Source organism: Bacteroidota bacterium, assembly GCA_035506275.1.
Lineage (GTDB): Bacteria > Bacteroidota > Ignavibacteria > UBA10030 > UBA8401 > JAGVPT01.
In genome coordinates, this window is record DATJPT010000006.1 from 20,772 (window position 1) to 47,212 (window position 26,441).

Below are 26,441 nucleotides of genomic sequence, written 5' to 3' on the forward strand. Positions count from 1 at the left end.
AGCTGGGACTGTCTCGGCGTCCGTGAAACCATTTCATCCAGAGTTTGATACGTGGTGATTTGATCTCCCCTCTTCTCCGCCACAAGGCGCCCCCGGCACAGGAAGCGCTTGAACACAAAGATCCATCGCTGGGGATTGTTGCAGCTGGGCACAGCCTTGCCGTCAAAAACACGAAAGACTTTTAATCATCGTCCGCAGTGACACCGGCAACTTCCTCGATAGTAGTGATGCCTCTCTTCAGAAGATCGGTGGCATTCATGCGCAACGTCCGCATCCCGTTCTTGAGGGCGGCCTGCCTGACAGCTTCCTCATTCACGGACGAGCCGGCATCGAGGATCATCTGGCGGATCTCTTTGGTAAAATAGAGGGCTTCGTGGATCGCCGTGCGCCCCTTATACCCCTTGATGCATTCGCTGCACCCGATCGGCTGATAAAATTTCGTGGAGGTGATCTCTTCATCCGACAGACCCAGCTTTTTGAGCAGCGGCACATCGGGGTCACTGACGGGGCTCTTGCAGCGTTCGCATAATTTCCTGACAAGCCGCTGCGCAACTATAATGTTGATGCTGTAGGCAATAAGGAACGGTTCAATGCCCATTTTGTACAACCGCGAGACAGCGCTCGGCGCATCGTTCGTATGAAGCGTCGACAGGGTAAGGTGACCGGTATTTGCAAGCTTCACCGCGATTTCAGCCGTCAGTTTGTCGCGAATTTCGCCGACCATGACGATGTCGGGGTCATGACGAAGTATGGCGCGGAGGGCTCCCTCAAAATCAAGCTTGGAATTCAGTTTCACCTGGCGCGCCCCTTCAATAAAGTACTCAACCGGGTCTTCGACCGTGATGATATTGAGGGAAGAATCCATCACCGTCCGGAGCGCCGCAACCAGCGTCGTGCTCTTCCCGCTTCCGGTCGGGCCGGTAACGATGATGATGCCGAACGGCTTGGCAATGGCTTTACGCATCATGCTCTCGCTGTACGGATCAAACCCAAGGTCCTCGATACTCCCCCCGATCACCGGTTCCATGAGCACGCGGATGACGATCGATTCAAATTTGTTCTTCAGCTCTTTCCCGATCAACGGAATGACCGAGACGCGGAAACGGACGGTTCTCTTGTCGATCATCAGCTGTGCAAAACCGTCCTGCGCAGTGTTCCGTTCGAACCGGTCGAGATTCTTCGCGCGGTCTTTGACGACGGCAGCGACCGCCTCGGCGCGCGTCTCGCTGTTGGTGTACCACCGCGACAGCTTGCCGTCGACACGGAAATGGAATTCGGTCACCTTATCCCCGCGGGGGATCACGTGGATGTCGCTTGCGCCAACGCGGACAGCGTCGACAAAAATACTTTCGACGAGGTCGACGAGTCCGCTCTTGCTGATCTCCTCTTCAAGCGCCTGCTCATAATTCGCAGAATCCTCTTCCCCTTCATCGACGAACGATTCTCCCCGCAGCATCGTTTCCTTGTCTTTATACATCGCCTTGTCGATGCTCACCCGCTTCCACAAGCTGTCCCACTGGCTGAAGGGAACGTAACAAATCTCGAATTTTTGGTAGTGGAACGTTCTTGCGATCTTGTAGACTTCGGGCTTCGTGGGATCGGGCGTGATCACGAGAAGCCTTCCGGGGCGTTCAGGGTCGATCGAGTACGGGAGGACGTTATTCTCCTGTACCATCTCTCTGATCGAATCCGGAAGCGAGCTTAACTCCTTGCGGATGAACCCGAGCACGCCGTCGTCGATCGTCTCCATCGAAATATCGAGCGTACGGAAGGCATAGTAATCGGCAACCTCGCGATAGACAAGATCCCTGTCCATCTTGAATTGTTCGACGAGAATCTGCGGAAGCTTGCGGCGTCCCTTGTTCTCCTCCTTATTCAGGACGGCCACCGCCCGCTCAAGGACATCGGGTTGGATGATGCCCTTGTCGATCAGGATGTCGCCAAGCTCTTTTTTTGCGCTGCGTGTCTGCATTGTGCAGTCAGCTCATGCCGTTGCTGTGGGAAATAACCTCACCGCCCAAATCGCTGGACGGCTTACATCGTTCTAATGTTCATCGACGCCGTCTCCGAGGAGAGCAGCGTCAGAAAGATCATCGCCCCCATGATGATCACCGAAATCATCACTTCGATGAAGTTCACAAGGTTCTTCATGGCGTAATGATTTTCCATCTGGTAAAAATCGGCGAGCTGGTTCGCCGTGTCTTTCACGGCGCCTGTTTCGGTCGCGGTCTTGAACCTCGAAACGAACATCTCGGGGAAAAAATTCACCGATTCGAGCGCTTTTGCCAATTCGGTTCCGTATTTCAACATCGTCGGAATCGCCACTGTTTTTATCTGAAGAGAAAGCCAGCGGTTCCCGCTCGACTCTCCGGCCAGCTGGATCGCTTCGATGTTTTCGCCGGCCGACGTATACATGATCCCGAGAACACGGCAGAAGATCTCCGTGCTCGTGTTGCGAAGAATGTTTCCGACGTACGGAACTTTCACGATATACTTATGCATCATCAAGCGGCCTTTCGGCGTGATGATGTAAGAATAGAATCCGCCGATGATCAGGACAAAAAGCACGATGATAAGTGCGAGGTGGTTCTGCACCCCATCACTGAAACTCAGCGTGAACTGCGTCAACGGCGGTACCTCGTCGATGAGCGGTCCCATCAATTTCATCATTTTTGGGAGAAGAAAAAGAACGTAGAATGCGATCGCCCCGACAAGTGTCAAGGACGTCACCGCCGGAAGGATCAGGGCGCTGGTCAGCCCCTTCTTGAACTCCGCCTGACGTTCCACCAGCGCCGCAACGCTCTTAAAGATCGTCGTCATGTCCCCGCTTTTCGATGCAATGCCGAGCATCAGCGCGGTATGCTCTCCAAACACCTTCCCCTGCTTCAAAAACGCTTCGCGGGAATCGAGTCCGTTCTTCAGGTCAAGAATAATATCGCGCAGCGCGACCTTCATATTCTTGTCCTTGACGCTGTTCACCATCACCTGGAGGACCTCGGTATACGGCAGCTTCTGTTCCAGCAGGCGCGCGCTCGTCCCGACGAACGATACGATCTCATTCGAGGCCGCTTTGAAGCGAAAATCGTAATGCCGGCGTACCCAGCGGACGTCGAACCCTATCCGCTCCAGCGCTGCGACAACTTCCTGTCGTGTATATGCGCTTTGAAAACCGTCGATCGTTTTCGACCCGTGCCGCACTCGATACGCAAAATTCTTTTTCCGCCGTGCAGAGACGACTATCGTGTCGCGAAAACGAGGGTGAAGTTTCGCCCGCCGTTTTGCGTCGGAAGGAGAACTCGCTGTGACAAAACCCTGAACCGGTTTGCCCGCGGCATCCCGTGCGACAATCTGATATGATGACGTTTCAGCCAAGACCTATTCGCTCAAGAATGTTGTGAGTGTTTACCCCGGCACGGCATCACCGCGCCGGATGATCATCGACACGCGCGTTGCGAAAAGCGCTTCCACGTTTGGGAATCGGACCTGATAAAGTTCGTCTTAAAATACGAAAACAATCAAATCTGGGTTATCAGTGAAACTACGGATATTTTCTGTCGGGTAATGTACGGATATTATCCGAGTTTGACAATCCCTTTCGTCAACGCATACCGCGTCAGGCCGGCAACGGTATGGATGTCGAGTTTCCGAATAATCCGCTCCCTGTGGGTCTCGACCGTGCGCACACTGACAAAAAGTTTCGCGGCAATTTCTTTGTTTCCGAAACCTTCCGCGATCAACGTCAGAACCTCCGATTCGCGCCGCGAGAGTTCGGCTCCCCCTTTCTTCCCCTTCGTCCGCGTGCTCTTTACCAAATCGTTCAACACCGTTTGAGAGACTTTCGGGCTGAAGTACGTCTCCCCCCGCTGGACCGTCTCGATTGCAGCGATGAGTTCCGACGGCGACGAGTCCTTGAGGACGTAGCCCTGCACGCCGGTGGAGATCATTCTGCTCACATATTCCTTCGTGTCGTGCATTGTGAGGATGAGAATTTTACTCTTGGGGACCGTCTTCTTCAGAAGGCGGGCGGTCTCTAAGCCGTTCATGCCGGGCATATTTATGTCGAGCAGAATGATCTGGGGAAGGAGATCTTTCGCGATCCGGAGAGCTTCCGCACCGTCGACCGCTTCACCGACGATCTCGAACGCCTTTTCCTGAGCAAGGTACGAGCGCAACCCCTCGCGGACAAGGGGATGGTCGTCCACAAGAAGCAGCGTGATTTTTGATTTTTTCATTGTTCGAGTTCCTTTGTCCGATTTAAAGAGGGAGTTGGACTTCAATTTCAATCCCCCCTCTTTGAGAAGAGTGAACAAGCACTGTTCCCCCGACGTATGCGGCGCGCTCTTTCATATTCAATAACCCCATCCCTGATTTCTTCGACGGATGAACAACGAGGTCGCGCTCATCAGCTCCTTTTCCGTCGTCCTTAATGGTCAGCTGCAAACGCGAACGTTTCTTTTCGCACCGTACGGCGAGGTGTGTAGCCTCAGAATGCTTGGCCACGTTGCTAAGGGCTTCCTGGATGATGCGGTACATTGTCACCTCAATTTCAGGCGAGAGCTTTTTGGGAAAACGGAGGAACTTCAGGTCCACGTCCACCTTCGTCACCTCTTCAAACTCCTCGCACATGCTCCGCACGGCGGGGATCACGCCGAGGTCGTCCAGCTCGCTCGGTCGCAGATTCTGAGATATGCGACGGACTTCCTGCATCGCCTTCTCGAGAGAACTTTTGGCGCTTGCGACGACGTTCAGCAGCGCCTTATTTTTGCGCGGCGTCCGTTCTTCAACTCCTTCGATCCTGAATTTGACCGAAGAGAGGATCTGATTCACGCTGTCGTGGAGCTCGCGCGCAACACGGCGGCGTTCCGACTCCTGGGCGTTAATGATGCGGATGGGGAGCTCGCGAAGCATTTCATCCGCAATTTTGCGGTCCGTAATATCGCGGAAATTGACAACGATCGCGCCGATCGCCGGGTCGTCGAGCATGTTCTTCCCCACTCCCTCGATCCACCGCCATGAACCGTTCTTCTCTTTGTAGCGGATTTCCGCCGACATGATCTTTGAGGGCTCCCGAAGAACTTCGCCAAGAAGCCGTTCTGTGGCCTCGAGGTCGCCGGGATGAATCAGCATAAGGGCGCTCCGCCCGATGAGTTCATCCGGCGCATATCCCAGCACTCTCGTGATCGACGAGCTCACGTATGAAAAAGCTCCTTCGCTGTCGACAAGAGCGATCACATCCGAACTCTCTTCGATGAGCGCGCGGAACCGCTTCTCTCTCGATGCGAGTTCATCGCGGACGTGAACACGCTCGCTGATGTCCCGTACAACATTCCGGTACTCGACGACGTTGCCCGCGGGACCGCGAATAATCCTCGTCGACTGTTCCACCCATGCGGAGCTTCCGTCTTTTCGTTTCCCCCTGAATTCGCACGTCGTATCGACGGTGCCGTCGGCCGTCCTCTCCCGGTAAAATCTCAGCACGCGCGGCCGGTCCTGCGGTACGATGAGATTTAAGAAGGTTCTGCCGAGGATTTCTTCGGGCAGGTAGCCGGTTTCCGAGAAGAAATTGGGACTGCTGTAGGTAATGCTGCCGTTCTGGTCGCAGAGAAAATAGACCTCGCTGATGTTCTCGACAAGATCACGGTATCGTTTTTCGCTTTCTCTCAGCGCCTGGTCGGCTTGCTTTCGTTCGGTGATGTCGATGATCGACACAAGGACTTTCGAATAGTCCAGCTCATGTCCCGGCACGACGGACCATTGCAACAGAATGTCTTTCCGTTCGCCTGTCAGCGTCCGGTTGAAATCTTCCGCTTCAAACGTGGACTTGTTGGAAGCGATCGCCACCATCTCGTCGACGAACGCTTCATGAACTTCCTCGCCCAACACAGCGCTCAACCCGGCAAAGAAGTCCTTTTTGCCATCGACGTTGTACATCTTCATCGTCGCTTTGTTGACGTCGAGGATCTTGACCATGCCGGCACAGGCCGTGACCTCGCCGGGGTGATTCAAAAAGTACCGCTTAAAATCCTGAACCCCCGATTTTCGAAGCCGCTCAACGTAGGCTTTGACTTCCGAAAAATCCTCTTCCCATAATGAAAGGGGGGAGTTCTCAAAAAAGCTGTGATACCGCGCTTCGCTCTGGCGCAACTCCATGTCCTGACGACGCTGACGGAGAAGCGAACTCCAGAGCAGGATCGAGAATCCTACGAGGAGCAAACACACGGGGAGAAGAAAGCTGAAATGTGGTATCATGAACTTCCCGCGATGAAATCAAATAGGACCGCTGATCACCCTTCTGCCTTAGCGGGCTCCTCAAAATATTCCCGTATTTTCGCCGCGACTTTGTCTCCGACAATTTCCGACAACTGGGCCTCCGTTGCGAATTTGACTCCCTGCACCGAACCGAACGCCTCCAGCAGTTCTTTTGCCCGCTTCTTGCCGATCCCTTCGATCAGGTCGAGCTCGGTCTGAAGGGTCCGCTTGTCCCGCAACGACCGGTGGAACGTGATCGCAAATCTGTGCGCTTCATCGCGAACTTGCTGCAGCAGTCGGAGGGCGGACGATGATTTCGGGATCGGTACCGGGTCGCTTTGTTCGGGCACAAACACTTCTTCCAAGCGCTTTGCGAGACTGATGATCGGCTGTTCCTGAAGCTGCAGTTCGTCCAGCACTTCACATGCGCTCGAGAGCTGCCCCTTGCCTCCGTCCACCATGATCAAATCCGGAAGCGCTTGCTGCTCTTCCAGCACGCGCGAATACCGGCGGCGGACGACCTCCTTCATGCTGGCAAAATCGTCGACCATATTGGTCTCGGCCGCGGTCCGGATTTTGAACTTGCGGTATTCACTTTTCTTCGGCTTGCCGTCTTCGAACACGACCATCGACGCGACCGTCTCAGTCCCCTGAAGATGAGAGATGTCGAAGCATTCGATGCGCCGCGGGGGATTCTTCAAGCGAAGGTCCTTTTGCAACGATTGAACGGCGTAAGGAATGAAATCATCGCGCTTCATTTTTTGGAGTTTCAGCTCGTCCAGGAGATACTGCGCATTCTTGCGGCACATGGAGACGAGCTTTGCAAGCTCTCCTTCGGCCGGCGAAGTCACCTCCACCGGTTTCCTTCGCTGGCCGCTCAGCCATTCCTTTGCCGCGCCGGCAGATTCGATCGGAGAGGAGAGAACAACTTCCGAGGGAATGTCGTTTGACTCGAGGTAATACCGCTGGACCAGCGCCTCGATGATTTCCGCCTCGTTTTTCCCTTCCACCCTATTAATGTAGTAGTGCTGCCGGCCAAGAATTTTTCCTTCGCGGATCTTGAATACCACCCCGCATGCGTCATCTCCTTCGGCGGCGACCGCAATGATATCCCGGTCATGCAGTTCGATGTCGACGATCTTCTGAGTCGAGGAATAGACCTCCAGTTCCCGCAACCGGTTCCGGAGTATTGCCGCGTCCTCGAACTTCAACTCCGCCGCCGCCGACCTCATCTGCGCGCCGAGCGATTCAATGACACTGTTGCTTTTGCCGAGCAGCACCCGAGCAACCTGGTCGATCATCTGATTATAGCGTTCTTCCGACACCAGCCCTTCGCAGGGTCCTTCGCATTTTTTAATATGGTAATCGAGACAGACGCGGGTCTTCTTCTTCGCGATGAAGTCCTGGTCGATATGGTAGTTGCAGCTTCTGATCATAAAAATATCGCGCACGGTCTTGAGCGCGGACCGCATCGTGTGAACGTCGGTGTACGGCCCGAAATAGTGCGACCCGTCGCGGGACACCCGCCGCGTTACAAAAACGCGGGGATACGGCTCGTTGGTAATGACAATGTACGGATAACTCTTGTCGTCTTTGAGGCTGACGTTGTAGCGGGGCTTTTTCGACTTAATGAGGTTGGCCTCGAGGATAAGCGCCTCAACCTCAGAATCGGTCGTGATAATTTCAACGTCAGAGACCTTTTCGACCATGAGGGCGATGCGCGGGTCGAGCGCTCGCGATTTGTGAAAATACTGGCGGACCCTGTTGCGAAGTATTTTGGCCTTGCCGACGTACAGGACCGTCCCCTCGCCGTCCTTAAACTGATAGACCCCCGGCGACGTCGGGAGATTGTTCAATTTCTCGTCGAGCGAGATCTCATCCCGCGTGAACGAAACTATTTTTTCTTCGCCTGACATTATCGGTCAACTCGTTCCTTTTTGGAGTTTTCCGGTTCACTCAGTTCGATGAGCACACCGTTGGTCGATTTCGGGTGCATGAACGCGACCCTGCAGCCGGCACCCCCGGCAAACGGGGCCGTGCTCGTAAACTGAAATCCGAGCTTCTGCAGCCGATCCATCTCCTGTTGGATATCGTCAACCTCGAGACAAATATGATGGACTCCCTCACCCCGCTTTTCGATAAAGTCAGTGATCGCGGAACCGGCTCCCGATGAACTACGGGCCTCGACCAGTTCGACCGAACTTTCTCCGATCGGATAAAATGACACCGTCGCATGCTGCTGTTCAACTCTTTCCGTGCGGGGAAGATCGTTCTGCAGCAGTCTTGAAAAAAGCTCTTTTGACAGCCCCAGATCTTTCACGGCTATTGCGACATGAGCAATTCGTTTGATCATAGCGGTTCATATTTTGGGAAATGACGGCGACGACGGTACTGCAGGAAAAATAACAAAGCGCAGACTATGAAACAACCGCCGTCTGCGCTGTTCGATCGAAGCCTTCTCCAGATGTTCCCGACCCGAGGTTAAAAAGATAAGTCCATAAGGAGCTTTCTCCGACGACCCGTGGGGTGAAACACAGTTATTTTACCAGCAGCATTTTTTTTGTCTGGACAAATTTCCCGGCAGTCAGGCGGTAGAAATAGACGCCGCTTGCCGCTGAGGCGTTGAAGCGGTTCATGCCGTTCCATTCGACGGAATGGGTTCCTGCCGTCATGAAGTTGTCCACCAGAGTCGCTACCTCCTCCCCCAATGAATTATAGACAACAAGAAGAACGCGGGACTGGGCCGGAATCTGAAAATCAATCTTTGTAGAGGGGTTGAACGGATTGGGGTAATTCTGTCCCAGCACAAACTCCGACGGAACCGTGCTCACCGTCCTTTCAACTCCGGAGAGAGCCCCCGAGAACGCCGCGATATCGCCGCTCGAGCTTACGATCCAGCCGAACGCGCTTGAACCGTTCGACGCAAAATCCAAGTGATTCAAACTGCCGATCGATCCGGTAAAGGAAGCGGTCCATGTTGCGCCGCGATCGGAACTGTGATACACGGAGCCCCCTTCTGCCGCATAGAAATCGACTCCAGCCCCCGACACACCCCCGACAAATCCGCTTCCCCCAATGGAGATAGGCGTCCACGTGTTTCCCCCATCGGTCGTCCGGACGGCGGTGTTTGAATCAGAACCGGCAACTCCATACGCTGCACTGTTGAAGCTGACGCTCACGCAATTTCCGAACGGGACCTGAGCCGACGACCACGATGCTCCGCCGTCCGTAGAATGATAGATACTCGACGCGTTGGTACCAAACCAGATATCCGATGTTCCAAAGACCGCCACTGCGTTATTCCAGCCGGCCTCTTCTCCCGCCTGGGCGGGCTCTGTTGCGATGCGCCCCCACGTCGCGCCGCCATCCGTGGTTCTTAGGATCGTCCATTTCCCACCGACCGGGTCGCCGACAGCGATGCCGTTGTTCGCATCGATCATTTTGATGCCGTCGATAAATCCGTCGACAAGGCTGTAGACCTGCGTCCACGTTGAACCGCCGTTTGTCGTTCTATAGATATAGGTGATCGAGTCCGGTGTCGACGAAACGAATGCAGTGTTCGCGTCGAGGGCACTCACTGTGTAAATGTCGGCGCTGCCGATCGGTCCTCCACCTGCCGGTTTCCAGTTCGTTCCGCCGTCGGTCGTCGCCAGAACCTGTCCCTCGCTCCCGGCTGCCCAGGCAACCGACTGGCTCACGGCTTTCACCGTGTAGAGCTCAGTGTTGACGCCTGAATTTTGACCCGTCCAACCGGGCGATACGTTCAATGATGGCGCGGTCGAAAAAGCTCCGCGTCCGTGTGTAAACGCAAAAATTGCTTTAGTGCCGCTTTGAATGACCAGCTCGTCGGTAGGTACATACAACGGCATTCCAGAATTGAACGGTGACCATGTGGTCCCGTTATCCATCGACGTATAGACACCCGTTTCGGTACCACAATAGACGGTTGAAGGATTATCCGGGTCGAGCACGAGAGAATGGACGGGAACGTTGGGAAGCGTCAGCGATACGTCCGACCAAGTTCCTCCCTGATCGGTTGAATACCAGATGTGACGTGATGCGAGCGTTCCGCTGGTGTTGTAGCCGCCATAGCAGGCGAACAGCCGGCTTTTGTTTCCAGGGTCGATGGTGATCCGTCGTACCCACCCTCCGTTGTTTCCGGGAGGAGTGATCTCCTGCCACGATGAATCTCCAGCAGCAGGGTTAAGATCGGTGCATCGAAAGATCTTTCCGCTGGTAGTTCCGGCAAAGGCCAGATAGTTTGTGGTTCCATTGACGATCGTCACTGCGCTAACGTGATAGTTAGATGAGAGCACACCGCTGGCGGCAGTCCACGTCCCGGCCGAATTATTCGTAAACCATACGCGGTTGGAACCGGCGAGAAGGACGGCGGAATTTTCCGGATTCATGGTGAACGGAGCGATGAAGAGCGATTTATTCTGGTCGTTGGCATCACTCAACCCGGTTGTGCAGTTGTTCCATGTAACGCCTCCATCGGTGGTTTTTGCCATCGCAAGATTGACGTATTCTTCATACGCGATGGAGTTATTGGTCTGATCCTGTGCAGAGTAACCCCCGTCGCCGCTTGCCGCTTCTATCCAGACAGACCCATTGCCGCTGTATTTCAAATGACCGTTGTCCTGCGTCCCCCCATAATATGTCGGCCCGCTGGCGAAGACCGCACCGCTGTAAAATTGCGTGATGGCGAGTCCGTTGTTCAGGTTCGTCCAGGTCGAACCTCCGTTCGTCGTTCGGTACACTCCTCCGTCGTTCCCTTCTATGATCGTGTTAGGGTTATTCTTATCGAACACAATGGCATGATGGTCGCAATGAACATACGGGGCTCCGTAAAATAGATCCCAGTATGAGATTTGCGCCCACGACGAACCTCCGTTGGTCGATTTCATGAGGTCGATTCCGCCAACGTAAATATTGTCGGAGTTGTTCGGGTCGACGGCGATGACATTGTCATACCACCCCTGGTCTTTCAGGTACGACAGGCCTCCGGTTGATTGAAGTTTCGGCGGAGAGGTGAGCTGAGACCAGCTTGCGCCGGCATCGGTCGATTTGAATATTCCCTTCAGACCGCCGTCGCCGGAAGCGGACAGGTCGAGCGATTCGAATACGGCATACAGCGTGTTCGGGGTAGTCGGGTCCTGCGTCATTGCAATTCTTCCGTAGTTCGACGACGGCATATGGAGAGTATCCTTCGACCAGGTCGCACCGCCGTTCGTCGTTCGATAAATGCCTCCCCGCGTCAATCCGTTGGACTCCACGGAAAAGACAATGGTCGAAGAAGAAACCGCTACGACATCATCCGGCGTGAAATAATTCGTCGACTGGTCGGTTGAACTGATTTTTGCCCATGAAGTTCCGCCGTCGGTCGACATAAACAGCCCTCCCGAGAGCGTATATTCTCCTCCGCCGTATTTATAGGTATAATCCTTCGTCGCGGCATAAATATTCCCGGCGGGATCTGCGGTGATCTTCATGACGTCCCTAAAATCTTCGACCGAGGCGCCGGTCGTACTCGGGAGAAGCGTCCATGTGTCGCCGAAGTCGGTCGTTTTGTAAATTCCGCCGCCGTACACCGCATCTTCGTTCAGCCACCCTTCGCCCGTACCCGCGTAGACCACATTGCCGTTTGTTGGATCGACAACCATCGAACCGATCGCCATCACGTCGAGCGAATCCGACCTGGGCGTCCATGTCGCTCCGTCGTCGGTGGTCTTCCAGATCCCCCCTGAAACCGAGCCGATAAGGATTTCCGCGCTGTTCTGCGGATTGATGACGATCGAACGGACCCTTCCGCCGATATTGCCGGGGCCGAGAGCCGACCACGAAGCGGCTGAAGTTTTTCGCAATGCGCCGGACTTCTTCATTTTTTGGGCGGTGTACGTCACGGCTTCGCGCCGCTTCTGCTGGAAGTCGACGTTCCGCTGGTTCCCTGCAAGGATCGCATACCGCCATTGATACGCCGCATCAGGATTGTCCCGGTCGCCGGCGGCAGATTCCAATGGCTCGTCGTTATCACGAGACATTTTATGCGTCGCCGTTCGCTGTATAAAAAGAAAGGCCGCTACGGCCGCAAGAATGGAAACAATTGCGATGTTCTTTTTCGTAGAATAACTCCTATCAATCTGAGAACAAAATGAGAAGCGGAGAATGAATCGACCTCTTCCGGCAACGGGACGATGAAAAATTATAGCTATTTATGGAGGGAATGTCAACCAGGCGGGTAACGGCCGTCACGCCGCGGACTGTCGGTTCCGGATGAAATATTTCACGAACTCGGCGTAGTTAGAAACCGCGAGCCCGCCGAGAACAAACGATGCGCCGAGAAACGTCCGGCCAGAGAACGGTTCCCCCAGGATCACAACGCCAAGGATCACGGCAATGATAGGGGTGATGAACGAGGTGAGCGAAAGGATGACGGCTTCGACTCTTTTGAGGAGCCAAAAATAGCTGACGAACGTCGCCACCGATCCGAAAATTCCAAGGTAAAAAATTGTAAGGATGGCACTCGGCGTGAACGCAACTTTTGAGTACTCCTCGAGCGCCGCGCTCGCCGCGAGGAGCAGCACTGCCCCGATGAGCATCGGAACGAACGTGATCACGAACGGGTGAATGGCGTGGCCGTGTTTCTTGATGACGATGACCGAATACGCCTGCAGAATTGCGCTCAGAAGGATCGCTGCCATCCCCCAAGAGGCGTTCGGATTCGAAACGTGAACGTCGTTCGAGAAGATGGTGAGGATGCCCAAGAAACCAAGGACTATTCCGGAGATCTTCCACCCCGTAATTTTCTCATTCGGAAGGAAGAGATAGGCAAACAACGCCACCATGAAAGGGTAGATCGAAAAAACGATCGATGTCAAACCGGAGGGTATGAATTGTTCCCCCCAATAGACCAGAGCAAACGGCACGCTGAACGATGTGAGCGCGACGACAACGTAAAAAATCTGCTCACTCCTGTCGAACGGAATTTTGACGCCTTGAACTTTGATCAGGGTAAACAGGAGTGCGCTAGCAACGGAAAAACGGCATCCCGCCGCCAGCAGCGGCGTCATCGTTTCGAGTCCGATCTTAATGACGAGCCACGTCGAACCCCAGATGGTGCACACTAAAAAGTACGCAAGATAAACGCGGAACCGTTCGCTCATTTACTCCGCCATCTTATTGAGCACCAACCCTGAAAGGAGCTTGGGATAAAAGAACGTCGATTTTTGCGGCATCGTGTGTCCCGCTTTTGCGACGGCGCGCACCTGTCCGATTTTCGTCGGATTCACGATGAAGGCAACCTGCGCAACTCCCTTCATCACTTCGCTTTCGCAGTCCTCAACGTTCTGGAGATAGTGGATGTTCAGTTTCTTTTCCTGTGCTTCGACGGAAATGCCGAGGACGCCGCCGAGGAAATACGAATGGAGGAGAACGACGTCGAGGTCTTTCACTTCAGCGGGCAAGTTCGGCGGCATCAACGTCTTCAAAGCCGAAACATTCTTTACGGTTGCGATCCAGAACTTTGCCGGTCCCTTCGCGATAATTCCGTAGGCATATTTTGCCTGATCTCCCAGCGTTCTGACCATCGCCTCGCGGGAAGGAAACTCAGTCATCGTAAAATATTCTTGGATCGTGGAGGAAAATTCATTCCAATCGAACTTGGGAAGGCTGTGGATCACCCGGTGTGTCGGGTAAATGACGAGCCCTTCGTCATCGAGGTTGGTGAAGAACATCATCACATAATTGTACAATTCTGTCCCGTTATGTCTCGGATTATTGGATTTCATCAGGTCGCGGTAGGCGAGCGCCGTTTCATAACGATGATGGCCGTCGGCGATGAGTACCTGCTTCGGTTCCATTTCCCGTGCGATGTTTTCGATCGCCGCAGCGTCGCTGATCACCCACAGTTGGTTCCGGACATTTTCAAACGTCACATCGACAGCGGCCGGCGTCGACTGCGATCGACCAAGAATGCCGTCGACTTTTTTCGCTGCATCGGAATACAGGCTGAAGATTTGGCTGAAATTCGAGTTCGTCGCCTTAAAAAGCTTGAACCTGTCTTCCTTCGCCTTGGAGAGCGTTTTTTCATGAGGGAGGACGATCCCCTTTTCAAATTCTTCCAGATGGCATAGCGCAATAAATCCTTTTCGCTGGATCACCGCCCCTGCGGCCGTCCTAAAAGTCTGGACAAGAGGATAAAGGGCCGGCGCTGGCTCGCGCATGAGGACGCCATTCCTCTGCCACTCGTCGAACGCTTTCGCAGAGGAGGAATACCTGTCCTCTTCCCGGCCGAGGATCAACCGCACGACGTTATGCGGGTCGATGTCATAGAATTGATCCTGCTGCTCGGGCGAAATAACATCGTACGGCGGCGCGACGACGGTATTGATATTGACTGCGGATTGATTGTATCTGATTCCCCGGAATGGTCTAATGATCGGCATACGCTTTTGTTTTTAGAATAGAGATACTGTTTCAATATTTAATTTTTCATTTTTCATTTTCCTTCATACCCCAGCCGCTTCAGCCACACGTCTTCTCCCCGCCAATTTTCCCGCACCTTTACATGAAGCTCGAGAAAGACCGGGCGCCCCAAAAACCCCTCGATATCCTTTCGGGCTTTCTCGCCGACCGCCTTCAACGCCGACCCTCCCTTGCCGATAAGAATGCCCTTCTGTGACTGGCGCTCAACAAATATTTCCGCGCTGATGAAGTCTTTCTTCTTCTCCCGCTCGTTGAATGCCACGATATCAACGGTCGTGGAATACGGGATCTCCTGAGAAAACAGCTCGAAAATCTTCTCCCGGATGATTTCTGCAACGAAGAATCTCTCCGGAGCCGCGCTGACCATCTCCGGCGGATAGAACGGAGGGTGATCGGGCAAGTACCGGAGGAGCGATGTTGTTAATTCTTCCGTCCCTTCATTGCGAAGAGCGGAGATCAGGAGAATTTCTTCAAACGGAAACGCCTTGCTCAAACCGGCGATCATCGGAAGGAGCTCCGCTTTTTCGATGCGGTCGATCTTATTGATCGCCAGGAGGGTCCTCTTTTTCGCGCCGCGAATCTTCTCGAACGCAATCTCATCGCTCGAAAATGCCTCTTTTCTGATCTTCTCGGCGTCCACAAGCAGAAGAACCACGTCGGCCTCCACGAGCGCCGAGGTCGAATAGTCCATCATCACTTCCTGGAGCCGATATTTCGGGGCGATGATCCCCGGCGTATCGAGAAAAACGATCTGATAATGATCGCCGGATAAAATCCCAAGGATCTTATGCCGCGTCGTCTGGGGTTTATTGGTGACAATGGAGATCTTTTGCCCCAGCAGAGAGTTCATCAGCGTCGACTTGCCGACGTTCGGTTCGCCGACCAAGGCGACGTATCCTGCTTTGTACTTCGTCGATTCCATTCAGTAAGACAATGTACTCAAAACCGGGGGGAGTTTCAACGGAAAGGAGTCTCACGGCGACGGGGGGAATCAGGGGTTGGAGATGATTGAAGACAGAAGAGGGACGCCGGGAACATCATGCTCTGCCGAGCAAAATTTCCAACGGGTTGTTGCCGAAAAATTATTTCGCTATCAATTTCTTGTAGGCCTCGACATCCAGCAATTGGTCGAGTTCGGCAGGTTTCTCAATCTTCACTTTGATCATCCATCCCTGTTCGTACGGGTCTTTATTCACTAATTCGGGAGAATCGTGAATCTTCTTGTTCACTTCGAGCACCTCGCCGGTAACGGGTGAGAAAAGATCCGAAACTGCCTTCACCGCCTCGACGGTCCCAAATGCCTGGCTGTGCTCTACTTTCTTCCCTACGGCGGGGAGCTCGACAAAAACGATGTCGCCCAATTCTCCCTGGGCATATTCGGTGATACCGATGAATCCGGCATCCCCTTCTACGCGGATCCATTCGTGGTCTTTCGTATACTTTAGCTTTTCAGGAAAATTCATATCGGCCTTTCTTTCTCACTTCCGCTGAACGACCTATGCTGCGAACGTTTCTATAAATTTTGTATCGAAGATGCCGCTGCGGAATTTATCGTTCTTCATAACTTTCTGCTGGAATGGTATCGTCGTATGGATCCCCTCGATGATACATTCCTCAAGAGCGTATTCCATTTTTGTAATCGCTTCGTCGCGCGTATTGGCATGCACAATCAACTTGGCAACGAGCGAATCATAATAAGGGGGGATCTGATAGCCGGCATAAATATGCGAATCGATCCGAATCCCAGGCCCGCCCCCAAAATGGAGGCTGGTGATCCTGCCGGGAGACGGACGGAAATCATGATCGGGGTCCTCAGCGTTGATGCGGCATTCGATCGCATGCCCCTGGAACTTGACTTTTTTGCTGCTCAGCTTCTTCCCGGCGGCGACCTCGATCTGGGCTTTGATCAGGTCGATTCCCGTAACATATTCCGTGACCGGATGCTCGACCTGGATCCTCGTGTTCATTTCCATAAAATAAAAATTTCCCGTCTTGTCGAGAAGGAACTCGATCGTTCCCGCGCCGAGGTACTTCACACTCTTGGCCCCCTTAACGGCGGCGGCCCCCATTTTCTCGCGCAGCTCGGCATTGACCGCGGGGGAGGGAGATTCTTCGATGAGCTTTTGGTGGCGGCGCTGGACGGAACAGTCGCGTTCGCCGAGATGCATGACGTTGCCGTGCGAATCCCCCAGCACCTGAATTTCGACATGACGCGGCTCCTCAAGATATTTTTCCATGTAGACGTCGGGGTTGCCGAAGGCGGATTCCGCTTCGTGGCGTGCCGTCTGAAACGCGTTTTCAACGTCGGCCTCCGTGCGCACAATACGCATCCCTCTTCCGCCGCCGCCAGCCGATGCCTTGATAATGACCGGCATACCGATCTCATGCGCAAGCTTTTTTGCCTGTTCAATGTCCTTCACCACTCCGTCGCTTCCGGGAACGACGGGGACCCCTGCTTTTTTCATTGTATCTTTGGCAAGCGATTTATCCCCCATCGCAGTGATCATTTCCGGCTTCGGCCCGATGAACTGCAGACCCGAGGTCAAACAGATCTCCGAGAACTGCGCGTTCTCCGCGAGGAACCCGTATCCCGGGTGGATGGCGTCCGCGTTGGTCACTTCCGCTGCGGCAAGGATGCGCGGGATGTTGAGATAGCTTTCTCTGCTCGGAGGAGGACCGATGCAGATGGCTTCGTCGGCAAATCTCACGTGAAGTGATTCCCGATCCGCTTCGGAGAACACCGCGACCGTTGAGATGCCCATCTCACGGCAAGCGCGAATGACGCGGAGCGCAATTTCGCCCCTGTTCGCGATGAGAATTTTTTTAAACAATCGCATGTTCGGAAATCACCAAAGGGCTTTTGAAAGAAAGTAGCTGTACACCGTGAATAGGATCAAGCGGGATACACGTCAGGCGGTTTCGATGAGGAAAAGCACCTGGTTATATTCGACCGGTTTGCCGTTCTCGACGCAAATCTTCGCAATTCTTCCTGTGCCGTCGGATTCGATCTCGTTCATCAGCTTCATAGCCTCGACGATGCAGAGCACTGTTCCCTCCTGTACTTGCTGCCCCACTTCGACGTAATTGGAGGCGTCGGGAGCCGGCGCGCGGTAGAACGTCCCGACGATCGGAGATTTGACTTCGTGATATTTCTTGTCTGCTGCCGGAGCAGGCTCAGGGGGCGGCGGCGGAGCGGCCGGTGCCGGAAATTGTTGTGGAACAACCGGCTGAGGCATCTGCTGAAGAACGCCCACATTGCCGGCGCTCTTCGTGATCCTCACCCGAATGCCCTCTTCTTCCAGCTCTATTTCGTTGACGCTGCTCTCCTCAACCAGCTTGAGAACTTCCTTAACAAATGCCAGATCCATTATGGCTCCGTCGTGATCGTGATGGATGGGTTGACAGCAACCTACTGCTTCACACGGTCCAGATACTGTCCCGTGCGGGTGTCGACGCGTATCACTTCACCTTCGCTGATAAAAAGAGGAACATTGACTGTCGCCCCGGTCTCGACTTTGGCCGGCTTTGTACCAGGGTTGGCGGTATCGCCGCGGACGCCGGGGACCGTTTCAATCACTTTCAATTCAACGTTGAACGGGAGCTCCGCTCCTACAGGATCGGCGCCATCAAACATCACTTCAACCGTGACCCCTTCCTTCAAGAACCGCGCTCCTCCGCCGAGAATTTTTTCGTCGATCGGAATCTGCTCGTAGGTTTCCTGGTCCATAAAGTGATAGCTCTGCCCGTCGTTGAACAGATATTGGTACTGCTTGTGTTCGACGCGGACAATCTCCACTTCCTCGCCCGAGCGGAAGCGATTTTCCATGATCCTGCCGTTACGAACATTGCGCATTTTCGCCTGGTAGAATGCCCGCAGATTACCGGGCGTCCGGTGCTGATATTCCTCAAGAACATGAAGCTCGCCGTTGAACCGTAAAAAAGTGCCTACCTTCAAATCAGAAGTTGTTGCCATACTTTACCCTAGCTTCTCAAACAAGAAATGAAAATTAGCTGAAAAATTTGTAAAATGGACGCGGTTTCCGTATTTTAGCGGCAAAAATATAGTCAGATTGGCATCGAAAGTCAAGAAGGAACCCCCGGCGTGCGTACCACAATCGATCGACTGCTTTCCATTTTTCCCTTCGTTCTTATCATCCTCGCCGGATGCGGCACACCTGCATCAAAAAAATTTTCTCCCGAGACGGCGCGCACCTATGCGGAGCTGCTCGCATTGCACGAAAAGGAAAAAATCGTCGGTTCAACACCCGATTCGCTCTACCGGCGTGACGTTGCGGATTTCTTTTCAGCGAGAAAAATACACGAAGAAGATTTTCAGAAGGAGATCGCCGACATTTCACACGACGATCTGGCGTGGAAAGAATTTCTTACAAAGTCCCTCATCCTTCTCGACAGCATCAAAGCCGCGCGGGTGCAGCAGCATTGACCGTCGGCATTGCCGCTTAGTTCCCTTTCTTCAGGGTGAACATGAACGAGCTCCCCACCCCGACCTCGCTTTCAACCCAGATTTTTCCTCCGTGAGCCTTGATAATTTCCCTGCTGATCCACAGCCCTAAGCCGGAACCTTTGATGTTGCTCACCTCGGCGGAATCGACGCGGGAGAACTTCTGGAAGAGGCGCTCCATTTGATTTTCGGGAATGCCGATGCCGGTGTCTCTGACGGTCAGCAAGATTTCTTCGCTGCCGTGGTTCACCACCGAAATTTCAATCATGCCGCCTCGGGGAGAATATTTCACCGCGTTCGACACCAGATTCAACAGCACCTGCCGTAGTTTGCTTTGATCCCCTTTCACGAACGATGCATCGAGTTCAATATTGTACTGAAGCTGATGCCTGTTTGAAAACTTCACCATTGAAACGGCCTCTTTGACGAGCGCCTCAATATTCACCAGCTTGAAATAGTAACTGAGCTGCCCGGATTCCATCTTTGTAATGGTGAGCGTGTCTTCGGCGAGCTGGCTCAGCTTCGTCGCCTGGTCGATGATGATGCCGAGGTACTCCTTGAAGTGCTGGTTGGCCGCAACGAAATCTTTTTTGATGAGGGATTTCGCCGCAAGCATGATGCTCGAGAGAGGCGTCCGAAAATCGTGCGAGACGATGCCGACGAAATCCGATTTTAGTTTGTCGAGCTCCAGCAATTTCCTGTTCGACTCCTTGATCTCATTATAGAGCGTTGCGTTGTGAATCGCGCTTCCCAGCTGGTCGCACAATGTCCCCAGGACCATCACGTCCGTTTCATCGAACGCGTGAAGCTTGGTATCTTCGATGTTCAGGACGCCGACCACTTCCGTCCCGACTTTGATCGGGATCGCGAGCTCCGAATTCGTATTATGGTAGGCGAAGGAAAGGTACCGGTTGTCGGTGGAGACGTCGTTGGCCAGGATCTTTTCGCCGTACATTCCAACCCAGCCGACAATGCCGTACCCGGATTTTTGGCGGTAGCCATGGGGGAGAAAATCGACATAATTCCCCGAATGGGCGACGAGGACCTGATCCTTCGTTTCCTGATCTGTCAGAAAGATCGTGACGTCGAAGTAGGAAAAGTTCTTTTGTATTGCATCGGCGGCGAATTCCAGCATCCGGTCGAGGTCGAGCGTCGACGTCAGGCGCCCTGCAATGCGGTTGACGAGCTCAATTTGAGCGAGCCGCTTCTGGGCGTTGTCAAACATCGCCGTATGACGCAACGCCATTGCAACGTGGAAGCTGAGCAATTGGGCGAGCCACATATCGGGCTGGTTATACGCACCTGCTTTAGCACACCCGAATCCGATCGAACCGATCACTTCTGTGCTTGTGCGCAGGGGGACAATAAGCAGTGATTTGATCCCAACCTCGACGAACTTTCCTTCAAGCGCGGGGGTGAAGGCGGGGGCCGATTCAATGTCAACAAATATTCCTGCCTTGTTCTGGATCGTCCAGCCCGGCATCCCCGCATCCACAGCAAACAATTCGTGATTGATATCGAGCGCATCGGCAACGCGGCTCAATGTGTTGACGCTGTAATGCGATTTTGCCCGATTGAGGAGACACATAAATATGCATTCGCCTTCGATGAGCCATGAAAGCTCAGCGCGAAGGACCTCGATAATTCCCTCCCGGGAAGTCGTCTCATCGATCTTTAACGAAATTTCATTGAGGGTGCTGATCTTCTTCGAGAAACTTTGGGCTTCAAGAAGCCTGATTCGCAACTCTTCTTTTGGCAATTCTAAATTATTTGAAGACTGCCAATCGGAGGCCATTTCTTTAACCATTTATCCTTTCACATTCTTCGTCTTCGCCCCCAGTTATCGCGCTTACTTCAATCTTCCCTTCTGTTCCGTGTTATTTATTTTTTAACCACTTGACCCATCAACACCGGCTTTTCTTTTTGCGCCGTCAGCGCGTGAAGCGCTTCTTCCGCATTCCGCCGTGCTACGATGAATATCAATCCTATGCCGAGATTGAACGTTCGCCGCATATCGCCTTCGGGCACGTTTCCGCTTGCTTGAATCATCGAGAATATCGCAGGACGCTTCCATGCCTCCCAATCGACCGCAAGCTGGAGACCCTTCGGTATCACCCGCATCGTGTTACCGACAATCCCGCCTCCTGTGATATGGGACATGCCTTTGACCACCCCTTTCGCCAGCAGCAACCTGATCGGTGAAAGATATGAGCGGTGAACGGCAAGCAGCGCATCGCCGAGAGAGCCGTTCAGTTCTTTATGAAATTGATATAGCGAATGCTTTGGCGTAAGGACCTTGCGGGCAAGCGAAAAGCCGTTCGTGTGAAGCCCCGTCGATGGAAGTCCGATCAATACGTCTCCCGCCTTTATTTTTTTTCCGTCGACTATCCGTTTTTTCTCTGCGACGCCGACGATCGTTCCGGCAATGTCAAAATCCGCTTCCTTATAGATTCCCGGCATCTCGGCTGTTTCTCCCCCGATGATCGAGCAGGAGTTTTCTTTGCACGCTTTGACAAACCCGGAAATCACTTTTTCAGCGACGATCGGTGAAAGTCTCCCGGCGGCAAAATAATCCATGAAATAAAGGGGGCGTGCTCCGCACACCGCAATGTCGTTGACGCAATGATTCACCAAATCCTGACCGACCGTGTCGAACCGCTTCATCTCGATCGCGATCTTCAGTTTCGTCCCAACGCCGTCAACGCTCGATACGAGCACTGGGTCCTTTAGGCCTGGAAAAGATGCTCTGTAGAAAGCTCCGAATGATCCAATGTCGGCCAAGACATTCTTGTTAAATGTAGACCTAAGGTTACGCTTGATCCTCTCAACAACCTCTTCACCCGCCGCGATATTAACGCCAGCTTTTTTATACGTTTGCGCCAATGGTACCCTTTAGTATTTCCAGCACACTAATGTAGAAAATTTTTCCGAAAATTAAAACAGATTTTTCAAGAATTCTCTGTCGTCTTTGCACCGCCTTATGGTGCTTTACTTCAACACTCGCTTGATAAAGTCTCACCTCTTGACTATATTTTTAGGTGCTTACCATTACCATCAACCGTTGATGAAATCAGTAGTATTGCTTCCCGCCCAAAAAAGGCTTGCGGTGGGAAAAATTCTTTGCCTCGGCCAGAATTACGCAAAACATGCTAAGGAGATGGGTTCATCTTCCCCTGCCTCGCCGATTATTTTTCTGAAGCCGTCAACGGCGATCATCGAAAACGGCGAATCTATCGTTTTGCCCAAAATGTCGAACGATGTCCAGCATGAAGTCGAGCTGACGATTCTGCTCGGTGCCCGGGGGAAAAATATACCACAGTCAAAAGCTTTTGACTGTGTCGCAGGATACGGCGTCGGTTTGGACATGACGATGCGCGACCGGCAGAAAGAAGCCAAAGCGGAAGGGAATCCATGGTCAGTCGCCAAAGGGTTTGACACATCTGCTGCGCTTTCTCCGTTCGTCCCGAAGGAAAGCGTGGAAAACCCGGATGATCTGGAGATAAGATTGAGCGTCAACGGGAAAGAGCGGCAGCATTCCAACACGTCGAACATGATCTACAAAATAGATTTCGTCATTGCTTTTCTGTCGACGATCTTCACCCTTGAAGAAGGGGATGTTATTTATACCGGGACTCCGGAAGGCGTGGGAAAGGTCGTGGCCGGAGATCTCATCGAAGCTGAAATCCCGGGAGTTGGAAAGCTTCAGCATGCGGTTATTTCAGGTTAGGAATTCGACGGAGCCTGTGAGTTGATTCATTTGCCCAAAAAATATTCACTTGCTGTCACTGGTACGGCTGTGACGTTGTCGCTGCTGAGTTTCTCATACCGGCCGGCGGCTGACAGCGAAGCATTGAACGCGTCGTCGGTGGAATCGTTCTATGCGCCGTTCGATTCCATCAGAACGGACATCGAAGATTACGCCTGGCCGATCGATGCGCGGCCTAAAATTACTTCGTCATTTGCAGAATTTCGTTCCTCGCATTTTCACGCCGGAATCGACATCGGCACGGGCAACAGAATCGGGCTGGAAGTCTACGCTTCGAGGGACGGATACGTTTCGCGTGTTGAAGTTTCTCCCTACGGGTACGGACGGTATCTTGTCGTGCGCCATCCTGACGGATTTTACACGGCCTATGCCCATCTCAGCGCATTTCAGCATGACCTCGAGCGGGCGGTCCGGGACGAACAATTGAAAAAGGAGAAATTCTCTGTCGAGATGAAATTCCAGCCCGGAGATTATCCGGTCCGGAAAGGCGAGGTCATCGCATACAGCGGCGAAAGCGGAACGGGGGATGCCCATCTGCACTTCGAGATCCGCGACGAGGACTTCAATCCGGTCAATCCCCTTCTTTTCCCGAACATCAGGAGGTTCACCGATACGGAGCCGCCGATCATACGCCGGCTCGCCGTCACTCCGATGGACGAGCATTCTTTCGTCGATTATGAATTTTCTCCGAAAGTGTACCGCGCCCGAGCTCACGGAAGGTCCTCGTTCTCAGTTCCCGAAGTCATCCGGGGAACCGGTTCGCTCGGCTTTTCCATCGATGCCGTGGACAGGGTCAACAATACGCGGTACCATTCGAGCGTGTACGAGTTTGAATTCCAGGTCGACGGGACGACGATCTTCACGTCGCAGAGGAATCGTTTTCCCGAGGACGAAACCCGCCAAATAGGAATCGATTTTGACTGGGCTCTTTTAAAAGAAGGAAGAGGACGATTCCAAAAATTATACGTCGATGAAGGGAACACGCTTCCGTTCTATAACCGCAGGAATAAGTTCGACGGCGTCGTTGCGTTAAAAAACTTCTCCGAGGGGCGGCACGACTTCAAAGTGATCGCTTCAGATTACTCCGGGAATTCCTCCGAACTTACCGGCACGTTTGTTCTGAATCATCCCCCCGACGTGGAGAACTTCAGAGCGACGGCGACGGCGGTGACAGCGTTGATTCCGAACAGAAGAAATGTCTCGACGGTTGAGATAGGCACCAAAACATTTTCATCGAGGCGATGGACCGTCGAGGATTACGATGCTTACGGTCTGGATTGGAAGAACGATTCCTTAACGCTCCCCGCCCGCCTTCAAGGGGCGGATATTGTCAGGATGGTTGCGAAAAATATTTGGGGGACGCGATCGTTCCCCGCTTACTTCTTTCTTACACGACCGTCCGTTTCGGAATCCGCTGAGATTTCCGCTGACGTCGACGGGTCATTCCTGAAGGTCGATCTTCAATCTCAGGGGCCGTTCAGCGAAACGCCCTCGCTGCAGGTGCAGCAGGAGAACTCCGTCTCATCAATTCCCCTCCGTGCCGTGGACTGTAATGAATACACCGGGGTCTATAGACTTTCGTCGACACTGCAGGGGATCGTCTACCTGAAAGCGTTCTACGAATCTGCCGGAAAACGGGCCGAAGCGTTTGATTCTTTTGTGCTGAACACGATCTCGTCAGACCGCGAAGGGACCATACGGTCGGGCGACGGCAATTTTAGCGTAACCTTTGAAAAAGGGGCTGTCTTCGCTCCTCTTCATCCCACGATTGAAAAACTGAGCGAGACGCAGTACGACGTCCAGCCCGGCGACGTTATGCTGCACGGTTCGATCAAAGCGACAATGAAATATCCGGAGGAGTACGAATCAGACGAAAAGGCCGGCCTCTATGTCAGCGACGGCGGAGGCTGGAGGTTCTTGACTGCGGAACGGAACCGTCTCGCGCACACGCTGGAGCTGCACGAGGCGCATACGCTCGGGACCTTCGCGGTGCTGCGGGACGACCGGCCGCCTGTGATCAGCCGGTGGCGGACATCTTCCTTCAACGCCAAGGGGCGGCCGATCTTTTCGTTCCACGTGCGGGACAATCTTTCAGGAATTGACGACGGTGGAATCAATGCATTCCTGAACGGCGACCGGATCATTCCGGAGTATGACCCGGAAAAAAGAATCGTGTACTATATTCCCTTCGATCCGCTTCCGCGGGGACAGTACACGGTGGACATCGAAGTCAAAGACCGCGCCGGCAACGCTGCTCATCTTGCAAAAACGCTGACCGTATACCGATGACAAGGGAGCTTTCGCTGGCGGCCGCTCAAGCCGTCAAGCTATTGAGAAAAAATCAGCTTGCCCAGCTGATCGTCGTGATCGTTGCCGCGGTTCTCTCGACATCGCTCTTTGTTCTGCTGGCGGAGCGCGCTGCGAACGCCCGCCAATTCCAGACCTACGGCGATGCTCTCTGGTGGTCGATCGTTACGATCTCCACGGTCGGCTACGGCGATAAAGTACCGGTCACGACGGCCGGCAGGATTATCGGGGCCATCACCATCGTAAGCGGTCTGATACTCATTTCACTATTCACCGCGACGGTGTCGTCCGTGTTCGTCGCGCGAAAGATTAAGGAGAGCCAAGGATTGCAGGACATTGATTTTTCCGGCCACACGTTGATCTGCGGGTGGAACCCTCACGTCGAGGAAATCCTCCGCATTCTCAACCGCTACAGCAAAACTGCTGCGGCAATGAAAATCGTTCTGGCGAACGAAGCGCAGCCCGAGCTGATGGAGGTCGTCGGTGAAGCATACCCGAACCTCGACATCAAATTCGTGCGCGGAGATTATTCGCGCGAGCCTGTCCTGCACAGGGCAAATATCAAAGGAGCCGAGTCGGCGATCATCGTGCCGGACGTGACGTCGCAGTCGGGACAGATGTCCGACGAGAAAACGCTCCTTTCGCTCCTGACGATGAAATCGATCAATCCAAAGTTGAAAGTATTCGCCCATATCGCCAACCGCGAGAATTACCAGCACATCAAGCGGGCGAACGCCGACGATGTGATCGTCAGCGACCAGCATGTCGGATTCTTCCTGGCGAATCAGATCCTCTCTCCCGGCGCGTCCCAGGTCGCCGCGGAGCTCCTCGATTATGAGCACGGCAACGATATTCATCGGGTGAGAATCCCGGAGGCCTTTGTCGAGAAAACATTTGAGGAGCTGCTCCTCCACTTCAAACGGACAAAAAATTGGACGCTCATCGGCATTGTCACCGAGGAAGAAACCGTCAGCCTCCGCGACATCCTTTCGCACGACATGTCCGCCGTGGATACGTTCATCGAACGGAAATTCAAGGAGGCGGGAATCAGCGTTGCCGAACGGATGGGAATGAAAGTCGAAGTGAACCCTCCGCTCGATTATCAGATCCAGCGGAAGGACCTGGCCGTCATCATCGGCACCCTCGACATCGACAAGACGTAGAAACGACGAC

Annotated in this window: 20 protein-coding genes; 4 read left to right on the top strand and 16 right to left on the bottom strand. The window is 53.5% G+C overall.

Annotation, left to right across the window (positions count from 1 at the left end; genetic code table 11):
- Window positions 1-181 precede the first annotated feature (181 nt).
- The 14 genes from VMF88_03225 to efp form a co-directional block, all read right to left on the bottom strand.
- Window positions 182-1,972 carry a GspE/PulE family protein gene (locus VMF88_03225; protein ID HTY10063.1) on the bottom strand — a complete coding sequence of 597 codons (1,791 nt, stop codon included), beginning with the start codon at window positions 1,970-1,972 and terminating at the stop codon, window positions 182-184.
- Window positions 1,973-2,034: 62 nt separating this feature from the next.
- Window positions 2,035-3,372 carry a type II secretion system F family protein gene (locus VMF88_03230; protein HTY10064.1) on the bottom strand — a complete coding sequence of 446 codons (1,338 nt, stop codon included), beginning with the start codon at window positions 3,370-3,372 and terminating at the stop codon, window positions 2,035-2,037.
- Between the two features lie 200 nt (window positions 3,373-3,572).
- Complete coding sequence (locus tag VMF88_03235; GenBank protein HTY10065.1) at window positions 3,573-4,232, bottom strand: response regulator transcription factor; 660 nt, start codon at window positions 4,230-4,232, stop codon at window positions 3,573-3,575.
- A 22-nt stretch (window positions 4,233-4,254) separates the two neighbouring features.
- A complete protein-coding gene (locus VMF88_03240; GenBank protein HTY10066.1) occupies window positions 4,255-6,249 on the bottom strand; it encodes a PAS domain S-box protein in 1,995 nt (664 codons plus the stop codon).
- Window positions 6,250-6,284: 35 nt separating this feature from the next.
- Window positions 6,285-8,165, bottom strand: a complete 1,881-nt coding sequence (gene uvrC / locus VMF88_03245) for an excinuclease ABC subunit UvrC (GenBank protein HTY10067.1) — start codon at window positions 8,163-8,165, stop codon at window positions 6,285-6,287.
- Entirely contained in the window at window positions 8,165-8,602 is a 438-nt protein-coding gene (locus VMF88_03250) for a VOC family protein (protein HTY10068.1), read from the bottom strand. Before VMF88_03250 ends, uvrC begins: the two co-directional genes overlap by 1 nt.
- A 184-nt stretch (window positions 8,603-8,786) precedes the next feature.
- Window positions 8,787-12,290 carry a T9SS type A sorting domain-containing protein gene (locus VMF88_03255; protein ID HTY10069.1) on the bottom strand — a complete coding sequence of 1,168 codons (3,504 nt, stop codon included), beginning with the start codon at window positions 12,288-12,290 and terminating at the stop codon, window positions 8,787-8,789.
- A gap of 207 nt (window positions 12,291-12,497) precedes the next feature.
- Entirely contained in the window at window positions 12,498-13,412 is a 915-nt protein-coding gene (locus VMF88_03260) for an EamA family transporter (GenBank protein HTY10070.1), read from the bottom strand.
- Window positions 13,413-14,693, bottom strand: a complete 1,281-nt coding sequence (locus tag VMF88_03265; protein HTY10071.1) for a DUF1015 domain-containing protein — start codon at window positions 14,691-14,693, stop codon at window positions 13,413-13,415. It lies immediately after the preceding gene.
- A gap of 53 nt (window positions 14,694-14,746) precedes the next feature.
- Entirely contained in the window at window positions 14,747-15,655 is a 909-nt protein-coding gene (gene era, locus VMF88_03270) for a GTPase Era (protein HTY10072.1), read from the bottom strand.
- 160 nt (window positions 15,656-15,815) lie between these two features.
- A complete protein-coding gene (gcvH, locus tag VMF88_03275) occupies window positions 15,816-16,196 on the bottom strand; it encodes a glycine cleavage system protein GcvH (GenBank protein HTY10073.1) in 381 nt (126 codons plus the stop codon).
- 33 nt (window positions 16,197-16,229) lie between these two features.
- Window positions 16,230-17,564, bottom strand: a complete 1,335-nt coding sequence (gene accC / locus VMF88_03280; GenBank protein HTY10074.1) for an acetyl-CoA carboxylase biotin carboxylase subunit — start codon at window positions 17,562-17,564, stop codon at window positions 16,230-16,232.
- Between the two features lie 78 nt (window positions 17,565-17,642).
- Complete coding sequence (gene accB / locus VMF88_03285) at window positions 17,643-18,101, bottom strand: acetyl-CoA carboxylase biotin carboxyl carrier protein (GenBank protein HTY10075.1); 459 nt, start codon at window positions 18,099-18,101, stop codon at window positions 17,643-17,645.
- Window positions 18,102-18,142: 41 nt separating this feature from the next.
- Entirely contained in the window at window positions 18,143-18,706 is a 564-nt protein-coding gene (gene efp, locus VMF88_03290) for an elongation factor P (protein ID HTY10076.1), read from the bottom strand.
- A gap of 129 nt (window positions 18,707-18,835) precedes the next feature.
- Here efp and VMF88_03295 point away from each other — a divergent pair, with 129 nt between their 5' ends.
- Entirely contained in the window at window positions 18,836-19,177 is a 342-nt protein-coding gene (locus tag VMF88_03295; GenBank protein ID HTY10077.1) for a hypothetical protein, read from the top strand.
- Window positions 19,178-19,193: 16 nt separating this feature from the next.
- Here the strand turns inward: VMF88_03295 and VMF88_03300 are convergent, their stop codons facing one another.
- Both VMF88_03300 and purM read right to left on the bottom strand, forming a co-directional pair.
- The gene (locus VMF88_03300; protein ID HTY10078.1) at window positions 19,194-21,002 is read right to left on the bottom strand and encodes a GAF domain-containing sensor histidine kinase; all 1,809 of its coding nucleotides are present in this window, start codon (window positions 21,000-21,002) and stop codon (window positions 19,194-19,196) included.
- A 74-nt stretch (window positions 21,003-21,076) separates the two neighbouring features.
- On the bottom strand, window positions 21,077-22,078 hold the full coding sequence (gene purM, locus VMF88_03305) for a phosphoribosylformylglycinamidine cyclo-ligase (GenBank protein HTY10079.1): 1,002 nt from the start codon (window positions 22,076-22,078) through the stop codon (window positions 21,077-21,079).
- Window positions 22,079-22,259: 181 nt separating this feature from the next.
- Between purM and VMF88_03310 the strand changes: the two genes are divergently transcribed.
- Genes VMF88_03310 through VMF88_03320 form a run of 3 tightly spaced genes read left to right on the top strand, consistent with a single transcriptional unit; the run spans window position 22,260 to window position 26,431 of the window.
- Window positions 22,260-22,922 (top strand): fumarylacetoacetate hydrolase family protein, encoded by a 663-nt coding sequence (locus VMF88_03310; GenBank protein ID HTY10080.1) that lies wholly within the window; start codon window positions 22,260-22,262, stop codon window positions 22,920-22,922.
- Window positions 22,923-22,943: 21 nt separating this feature from the next.
- Window positions 22,944-25,250, top strand: a complete 2,307-nt coding sequence (locus VMF88_03315; protein ID HTY10081.1) for a peptidoglycan DD-metalloendopeptidase family protein — start codon at window positions 22,944-22,946, stop codon at window positions 25,248-25,250.
- Window positions 25,247-26,431, top strand: coding sequence for an ion channel (locus VMF88_03320; GenBank protein HTY10082.1), 1,185 nt, complete (start codon window positions 25,247-25,249; stop codon window positions 26,429-26,431). The genes VMF88_03315 and VMF88_03320 overlap by 4 nt, the downstream gene beginning before the upstream one ends.
- Window positions 26,432-26,441: the final 10 nt, after the last annotated feature.

Bases quoted from the DNA above. Each gene is read 5' to 3' on its own strand.
- VMF88_03225 (HTY10063.1), bottom strand. From the start codon at position 1,972: ATGCAGACACGCAGCGCAAAAAAAGAGCTTGGCGACATCCTGATCGAC.
- VMF88_03235 (HTY10065.1), bottom strand. From the start codon at position 4,232: ATGAAAAAATCAAAAATCACGCTGCTTCTTGTGGACGACCATCCCCTT.
- VMF88_03240 (HTY10066.1), bottom strand. From the start codon at position 6,249: ATGATACCACATTTCAGCTTTCTTCTCCCCGTGTGTTTGCTCCTCGTA.
- uvrC (HTY10067.1), bottom strand. From the start codon at position 8,165: ATGTCAGGCGAAGAAAAAATAGTTTCGTTCACGCGGGATGAGATCTCG.
- VMF88_03250 (HTY10068.1), bottom strand. From the start codon at position 8,602: ATGATCAAACGAATTGCTCATGTCGCAATAGCCGTGAAAGATCTGGGG.
- VMF88_03255 (HTY10069.1), bottom strand. From the start codon at position 12,290: ATGTCTCGTGATAACGACGAGCCATTGGAATCTGCCGCCGGCGACCGG.
- VMF88_03260 (HTY10070.1), bottom strand. From the start codon at position 13,412: ATGAGCGAACGGTTCCGCGTTTATCTTGCGTACTTTTTAGTGTGCACC.
- VMF88_03265 (HTY10071.1), bottom strand. From the start codon at position 14,693: ATGCCGATCATTAGACCATTCCGGGGAATCAGATACAATCAATCCGCA.
- era (HTY10072.1), bottom strand. From the start codon at position 15,655: ATGGAATCGACGAAGTACAAAGCAGGATACGTCGCCTTGGTCGGCGAA.
- gcvH (HTY10073.1), bottom strand. From the start codon at position 16,196: ATGAATTTTCCTGAAAAGCTAAAGTATACGAAAGACCACGAATGGATC.
- accB (HTY10075.1), bottom strand. From the start codon at position 18,101: ATGGATCTGGCATTTGTTAAGGAAGTTCTCAAGCTGGTTGAGGAGAGC.
- efp (HTY10076.1), bottom strand. From the start codon at position 18,706: ATGGCAACAACTTCTGATTTGAAGGTAGGCACTTTTTTACGGTTCAAC.
- VMF88_03300 (HTY10078.1), bottom strand. From the start codon at position 21,002: ATGGTTAAAGAAATGGCCTCCGATTGGCAGTCTTCAAATAATTTAGAA.
- VMF88_03310 (HTY10080.1), top strand. From the start codon at position 22,260: ATGAAATCAGTAGTATTGCTTCCCGCCCAAAAAAGGCTTGCGGTGGGA.
- VMF88_03320 (HTY10082.1), top strand. From the start codon at position 25,247: ATGACAAGGGAGCTTTCGCTGGCGGCCGCTCAAGCCGTCAAGCTATTG.